At 28.6% G+C, this 6000-nt stretch carries 3 protein-coding genes and 1 pseudogene; all 4 read left to right on the forward strand.

Going from position 1 to position 6000, the window contains the following annotated elements; translation table 11 throughout:
* Positions 1-493 precede the first annotated feature (493 nt).
* Complete coding sequence (locus tag H5968_RS19285) at positions 494-724, forward strand: type II toxin-antitoxin system HicB family antitoxin (RefSeq protein WP_187041249.1); 231 nt, start codon at positions 494-496, stop codon at positions 722-724.
* Complete coding sequence (locus tag H5968_RS19290) at positions 717-956, forward strand: type II toxin-antitoxin system HicA family toxin (RefSeq protein ID WP_187041250.1); 240 nt, start codon at positions 717-719, stop codon at positions 954-956. The genes H5968_RS19285 and H5968_RS19290 overlap by 8 nt, the downstream gene beginning before the upstream one ends.
* Before the next feature lie 260 nt (positions 957-1216).
* Entirely contained in the window at positions 1217-4978 is a 3762-nt protein-coding gene (locus H5968_RS19295; protein ID WP_187041251.1) for a TaqI-like C-terminal specificity domain-containing protein, read from the forward strand.
* A 270-nt stretch (positions 4979-5248) separates the two neighbouring features.
* Positions 5249-6000: pseudogene (locus H5968_RS19300) on the forward strand (type II restriction endonuclease); the annotation flags it as partial.

Genomic DNA, 6000 nt, shown 5'->3' on the forward strand with positions numbered 1-6000 from the left:
TAATCTTATTGTTCAAAAGTTTAATGATTGAAAATACATAACTATTTAAAATTCTTCCTTTATATTTTCTTAATATTTAATTGAGAATTATTTTTATTTATCAACGGTATTGCAATATTTTCAGGCATCTGGTATGATTTAAGAGAATTTGTAATTTGCCTTATTGTGCCTATTTTCAAGACAGGGTTTTAAGCAGCAGATTGAAAACCCTCACTGGTAAGAGTTTCCGAACACACAAAAATAAGAACCTGCAAAAAAGCCAGTGATTTATCAAAAATTCCTGACATGAGATTCAACTATTTTGATGCTGTTATTAGCAGCTTAGGAATCAGGGGGATTGACAAAAAAGATTGAATATGGTAAGTGAGTTGCGTTAGGAAGATGAAGCGATCGCTATTTTGATAGAAAAATGGATCGAGTGGAAAGGGCGATCGCTATATCTGCTATATGGCTATTTTTAGATATAATATGTTAGAAAATCTCAGGATTATTTATGAATAAAGAAAGTATTACAGCGATAATTCATACAGGTGATGATTGTGGTTATGTTGCTGAATGTGTAGAAATTGCGGTTGTTACTCAGGGGGATAGTTTAGATGAAGTTGTCAGAAATTTGACTGAAGCAGTTTCTCTACATTTGGAAGGGGAAAATCCAGAGGAGTTTGGATTAATTGAACATCCTGCTATTCGCTTTGTTTTTGAAGTACAACCGATTTATGCCTAAGTTACGCAGATTATCAGCAGAGGAAATTATTGATATTTTGAATCAATTTGGTTTTGAAATTATCAGTCAAAAAGGTAGTCATATTAAATTGAGAAGATTAGGAGAAAATGGAAAAGAGACATTAACAGTACCTAATCATAAGCAGTTAGATTTAGGCACTTGTCGGGCAATTTATCGCCAAGCTAGTAAATATATTTCTGAGTCAGATTTACATGATCATTTTTATGAATAAAATAGCGTTAGCGAAGCTTACCGAAGGTATCGCACTGATGAAGTCAATGTGGCTAGAGTTGGAAAGGCGATCGCTATAAATCGCTATAAGTAGTTAGGCGTTAAAAATTGTCCTTACGACAAATAAGGAGCTAGAAAACATAAGGGAAAATAAGTTTATATAAATTTATTTTTTGTTACATACTATTTGTAATTATTTATGGTATAGTATCACAAAACAAGTAATAATTAATAGTTAAACCGTTACATAAAATGAACAATATGAATTTTCATAAAATCCAACCAAGAGAATCATTAAATAAAGCCTTTCTCAAAGTTAAACCCAACAGAAATGACATTGAGAACTTCAAAAAGAACCTACAAAATTTAATTGATAAAATCAACGAATCTGAATCAGAAGAGTTTCATAAAAATCTGATTGGTGATTTTTTAAAAAACACATATTACAGCACCAATCATTTTATAAACACCAAAGGAAGAAATGATTTAGTGATTCATAATGGTAAAGACGCTAAAACTACTGTTGGTGTAATTTTAGAATTTAAGAAACCAACAAATAAAAGCGAAATGCTCAAAGTTGATAATTTAAACACCAAAGCATTTCAAGAATTAGTTTTATATTTTCTGCGGGAACGTTTGACAGCTAAAAATTTAGAAATTAAATATTTAATAGCGACTAATATTTATGAATGGTTCATTTTTGATGCTAATATATTTGAGAAAGCATTTATAGAAAATAAAACCCTGGTTCAGCAATTTACAGATTTTGAAGCTGGAAGATTAAGCAATAAAAAAACCGACTTCTTTTATAAAGAAATTGCTAAACCTACCATTGATGAAATTGCCGATAAAATCACCTTTACACATTTAGATATTCGAGAGTATCAGCAATATTTAAACCCTGGTGAACATCCAGATGAACATAAGTTAATTTCCCTGTTTAAGCTATTTTCTCCAGAACATTTATTAAAATTACCTTTTGCAAATGATAGCAATACCCTAGACAAAGGTTTTTACAGTGAATTATTACATATTATCGGTTTGGTAGAAACTAAAGAAGGTAGTAAAAAACTGATTCAACGGAAAAAAGAACCTGAAAGAAACGTTGGTTCATTAATAGAAAATGCCATTATTCAACTCGATAGTTTAGATAAAATTTCTCGGTTAGAGAAACCAGAACAATTTGGAGAAACTTACCAAGAACAACTTTTCAATCTGGGTTTAGAATTAGCAATTACTTGGATTAATAGAATCCTATTTTTGAAATTATTAGAAGCGCAATTAATTAAATATCATAAAAATGATTTATCCTTTGGATTTTTGAATTTACAAAAAGTTAAGAATTATGATGATCTCAATAGTCTATTTTTTAGCGTTTTAGCACGTAAACCACAGGAAAGAAGCCAGAAATTACAAACAATATTTGCTCATGTTCCTTATTTAAACAGTTCTTTGTTTGAACTTACAGACCTTGAACAAGATACTATTGTAATTAGCAATTTAGGAAATGAGAAATTACCGATTTTTACAGGTACTATCTTAAAAGATAGTAATGGAAAAAAACTGACTGGTGAAATTAATGCTTTAGAATATCTATTTGAATTTCTCAATGCTTATGATTTTAGTAGTGAAACTGGGGAAGAAATTCAGGAAGAAAATAAAAGATTAATTAATGCTGCTGTACTGGGTTTAATCTTTGAGAAAATTAACGGTTATAAAGATGGTTCTTTCTTTACTCCTGGTTTTATTACTATGTATATGTGTCGAGAAACCATTAGAAGAGCGGTTATCCAAAAGTTTAATGATATTAAAGGTTGGAATTGTGAAACTATTGATGATTTATATGATAAAATAGAGGATAAAAAAGCAGCTAATGATATTATTAACAGTTTGAAAATATGTGATCCTGCTGTGGGTTCAGGACATTTTTTAGTTTCAGCTTTGAATGAAATTATTGCAATCAAAAGCGAACTAAAAATTTTACTTGATAGGGAAGGTAAAAGATTAAAGGAATATCAAATAGAAGTTGTCAACGATGAGTTAATTATTACCGATGAAGATGGTTTATTATTTGAATATAATCCCAAAAATAAGGAAAGTCAGCGAGTACAAGAAACTCTGTTTCATGAAAAACAAATAATTATTGAAACCTGTTTATTTGGTGTGGATATTAACCCCAATTCTGTCAAAATATGTCGGTTGCGGTTATGGATTGAACTTTTGAAAAATGCTTATTATAAAACCGCAAGTAATTATACTGAACTGGAAACTTTACCGAATATTGATATTAATATTAAATGTGGTAATTCTTTAATTAGTCGTTTTGCGTTAGATGCTGATTTGCGAGTTGCTTTAAATAGAAGTAAATGCAGTATTGAAATTTATAGAAATGCTGTACAAACTTACCGCAATGCTGAAAATAGAGAACAAAAGCGGGAAATGACAAGGTTAATTAATGATATTAAAGGTAATTTAAAGACAACTTTGGGATTAAGTGATCCTAATAAAACTAAGTTAAGAAAGTTACAGGGTGAAGTTGAGAATTTAGAAAATCAAACTTCTTTGTTTGAGGAAACTAAAGCTGAAAAAAAAGCACGGGAGAAAAAAATTGCTAAGTTAAATAATGAGATTGATAAGTTACGAGTTGAGATTGAAGATATAGAAAGTGGGAAGATTTATGATAATGCTTTTGAGTGGAGGTTTGAATTTCCTGAAGTTTTGAATAATGATGGTGTTTTTGTTGGTTTTGATGTCGTTATTGGTAATCCTCCTTACTTTTCACTATCTAAAATTAAAGATAAATATCAAATTGCTTATTTTGAAAATAAATATCAAACTTATACAAAAGGTTCGGATATTTATTGTTTGTTTTATGAACAAGGAAATTGCATTTTAAGGAAACAAGGATTTTTAAATTATATCACGTCTAATTCTTGGTTAAAGACGATTTATGGTGATGCTTTGAAAAAATATTTTAGGGAAAATATGCAACCTAAGACTTTATTAAATATTGAAGATATTCAGATTTTTGAAGAAGCAACTGTAGAATCAAATATTATACTTCTTAAAAAAGATCAACTAAATGAATGTTTTAATGTAGCTAGTTTAATGAGTAATTATATATTTGGTTCTTCCTTAGATGAATATTTCATTAACAACTGTTTTGAATTTAAAATACCTAATACATCAGAATGGATTATAGGAAATGAAAAAGTTGGAGAATTAAAACAAAAAATAGAACAAATTGCTAAAAAATTAAAGGATTTTAAAATTACAATAAATTTTGGTATTAAAACAGGATATAATGCTGCTTTTATTATTAACGAAGAAACTAGAAATAAATTAATTTCTGAAGATGAAAAATCATCAGAAATAATTAAACCAATTTTAAGAGGTAGAGATTTAAAAAAATATAGTTATTATTTTTCTGGATCATACTTAATTAATACACATAATGGAATCATAAAAAGTCATATTGAGAGAATTAAAGCTGAAGAAAATTATCCATCTATTTATAATTATTTAAGTTCTTTTATTCCTGATATTGAACAGCGACAAGACAAAGGTAAACATTGGACAAATTTAAGAAATTGTGCTTATTTAGAAGATTTTGAAAAACCTAAAATAGTTTGGGGTGAAATATCTGATCAACCTAAATTTGCTTTTGATGATTCTAACTATTACGCTGAAGCTACTACTTTTTTGATGACTGGTGAAAAACTTAAATATTTATTAGCAATTTTAAATTCCCAACTATCAGCATGGTATTTTAATCAAATTTCCACTACTACAGGAATGGGTACAAACAGATGGAAAAAATATAAAATTGAAATGTTACCTATTAAAGAACCTACAGAAATTGAAGAATTATCACTAGAAAAAATAGTTGATCAAATTCTCATAGCTAAAAAAGCAGATCCGAATGCAGATACAAGCGCATTAGAAGCAGAAATTGATCAAATGGTTTATCAACTTTATAATTTAACAGCAGAGGAAATTAAAATTATCGAAAGTTCTAGATAATATCACCTTATCCATATCCCCAACTTCTGATATTAATTAATTTTTGTAGGTTGGGTTAAGCAACAACCCAACAGATGTTTAACAATGTTGGGTTTCCTAACGTCAACCCAACCTACGCAATATCTGATTCTGACAATTTAAGACTAAAATTAAATGGTGTCCGAACAAATTATAAGATTTGTAAAAAAACAAGCTAAATTTATCTGTAAATATTACTGAATAATTTAGCTTTGGTTAAACTAAATTTAATCAATATCAAGATGTGAAAAAATGAACTTATTAAAATTACCTTTTGCAAATGATAGCAATACCCTAGACAAAGGATTTTATAGCGAACTATTACATATTATCGGTTTAACGGAAATTAAAGAAGGTAGTAAAAAACTGATTCAACGGAAAAAAGAACCTGAAAGAAACGTTGGTTCATTAATAGAAAATGCCATTATTCAACTCGATAGTTTAGATAAAATTTCTCGGTTAGAGAAACCAGAACAATTTGGAGAAACTTACCAAGAACAACTTTTCAATCTGGGTTTAGAATTAGCAATTACTTGGATTAATAGAATCCTATTTTTGAAATTATTAGAAGCGCAATTAATTAAATATCATGAAAATGATCTATCTTACGGATTTTTGAACTTACAGAAAGTCAGAAATTATGATGATCTGAATAGTCTTTTCTTCAGCGTATTAGCTCGTAAACACCACGAAAGAAATCAAACCGTACAAAAAAGCTTTTCTCATGTTCCTTATTTGAATAGTTCTCTATTTGAACCGACGGATATTGAACAAGTAACTATTTTTATCAATAATCTCAGAAATGAGAACTTACAAATTTTCTCTTCTACCATTTTAAAAGATAGTAATGGAAAAAAACGCACTGGTGAAATTAATACTTTAGAATATCTATTTGAATTTCTCAATGCTTATGATTTTAGTAGTGAAACTGGGGAAGAAATTCAGGAAGAAAATAAAAGATTAATTAATGCTGCTGTACTGGGTTTAATCTTTGAGAAAATTAA

The organism is Sphaerospermopsis sp. LEGE 00249, from assembly GCF_014299995.1.
GTDB classification, from domain to species: Bacteria; Cyanobacteriota; Cyanobacteriia; order Cyanobacteriales; family Nostocaceae; genus Sphaerospermopsis; species Sphaerospermopsis kisseleviana.